This window comes from Streptomyces flavofungini (assembly GCF_041028215.1).
Classification (GTDB): Bacteria; Actinomycetota; Actinomycetes; order Streptomycetales; family Streptomycetaceae; genus Streptomyces; species Streptomyces flavofungini_B.
This window is the reverse complement of sequence record NZ_JASKYR010001112.1, coordinates 1-1630: the sequence shown is the minus strand read 5'-3', so window position 1 is coordinate 1630 and position 1630 is coordinate 1. Positions and strand designations below refer to the sequence as shown.

Sequence of the window (1630 nt, the reverse complement as noted above, 5' to 3'; positions counted from 1 at the left end):
AGCAGGGGCCGCCCGCCGAGCTGGTGAACGCGTTCGCGCTGCCCGTGCCCTCCATGGTCATCTGCGCCCTGCTCGGCGTGCCCTACGCCGACCACGAGTTCTTCGAGGAGCAGTCACGCCGGCTGCTGCGCGGGCCCGGCGCCCAGGACATCGCGTAGGGCACGCCGAGCTGGTGAACGCGTTCGCGCTGCCCGTGCCCTCCATGGTCATCTGCGCCCTGCTCGGCGTGCCCTACGCCGACCACGAGTTCTTCGAGGAGCAGTCACGCCGGCTGCTGCGCGGGCCCGGCGCCCAGGACATCCAGGGGGCGCGCGACGAACTCGATCACTACTTCCTGGATTTGATCGACCGCAAGCGGCGGGAACCGGGCGACGGGCTGCTCGACGAGCTGATCCACCAGCAGCTCGCCTCGGGCGCGGTGGACCGCGACGAGCTGGTCAGCCTCGCCACGATCCTGCTCGTGGCCGGGCATGAGACCACGGCGAACATGATCTCCCTCGGTACGTTCACGCTGCTCCAGCACCCCGAGCGGCTCGCCGAACTGCGGACCGGCATGGGCGAGGGGGAGCCGCTGATGGCCGCCGCCGTCGAGGAACTGCTGCGCTATCTGTCCATCGCGGACGGGCTGATGCGGGTGGCCAAGGAGGACATGGAGGTCTACGGCGAGACCGTGCGCGCCGGGGACGGCGTCATCTTCTCCACGTCCCTCGTCAACCGCGACGGCACGGCGTACGAGGCGCCCGAGGAGCTTGACTGGCACCGGGGCACGCGCCATCACCTCGCCTTCGGGTTCGGCATCCACCAGTGCCTGGGGCAGAACCTCGCCCGCGCGGAGATCGAGATCGCCCTGCGCTCGCTCTTCGAACGGCTGCCGGATCTGCGTCTGGCGAAGCCCGCCGAGGACATCCCCTTCAAACCGGGCGACACCATCCAGGGGATGCTCGAACTCCCGGTGACCTGGTAGGGGCGGCCATGATGAGCGACGAGGCGACCGGCACGGTGATCCGTGTCGACCAGGACCGGTGCGTGGGCGCGGGCATGTGCGCGCTGACCGCGCCCGCCGTCTTCACCCAGGACGACGACGGCTTCAGCGAGGTCATCCCGGGCCGCGAGGACGGCGGCGGCGACCCGATGGTCAAGGAGGCCGTCCGGGCCTGCCCGGTCCAGGCCATCAGCACCGAAAGCCCGTGACAGGGCCGCGGCTCAGTCCCGGTCCCGCAGTGTCACCGTGAAGCTCCTGCCGTAGGCGTGACGCGTGTCGGCCTCGACGCGCGTCACGCCGGGCGCCGCGCTCACCCGTACCCCCGGGTCGGCGGAGACCACGCGCAGTCCGCGCCCGCGCAGCAGGACCGTCACCGTGTCCCGGTCCATGGTCGGATCGGACACGGCGACGGAGGTGGTGACGCGGCCCTTGTCCCTCCGGCGGCGCACGAGGACCGAGGCGGGTCCTTCGACGCGCAGGTCCGCCGTCTCGTGCGGTCCGGCCGTGAAGGAGTTGACCCCGGTCAGACCGAGGCCGCTGTGCGCGACGGCCTGGAGCCGCGTCGAGTTGGCGAGCACCCGCAGCGGACCGCGCCCGTGCCCACGCCCGTGCCCGTGCTCATACCCCCGCACCCCCTCCTCCGTGGCG

3 protein-coding genes are annotated in these 1630 nt (G+C 71.8%); 2 read left to right on the top strand and 1 reads right to left on the bottom strand.

Translation table 11 applies throughout. The features are described 5' to 3' along the window. Together AB8Z36_RS38890 and AB8Z36_RS38885 are read left to right on the top strand one after the other, a co-directional pair. Nucleotides 1-964: cytochrome P450 (locus AB8Z36_RS38890; protein ID WP_440582120.1), on the top strand; the 964-nt coding region annotated here is incomplete at its 5' end. Between the two features lie 8 nt (nucleotides 965-972). Beyond that, complete coding sequence (locus AB8Z36_RS38885; protein WP_369218081.1) at nucleotides 973-1191, top strand: ferredoxin; 219 nt, start codon at nucleotides 973-975, stop codon at nucleotides 1189-1191. Nucleotides 1192-1203: 12 nt separating this feature from the next. Here the strand turns inward: AB8Z36_RS38885 and AB8Z36_RS38880 are convergent. Continuing rightward, nucleotides 1204-1630, bottom strand: a 427-nt coding sequence (locus AB8Z36_RS38880; protein ID WP_369218080.1) for a polysaccharide lyase beta-sandwich domain-containing protein, incomplete at its 5' end; no start/stop codon positions are given.

Coding starts and splice junctions, on each gene's coding strand:
- AB8Z36_RS38885 (WP_369218081.1), top strand. CDS start 973: ATGATGAGCGACGAGGCGACCGGCACGGTGATCCGTGTCGACCAGGAC.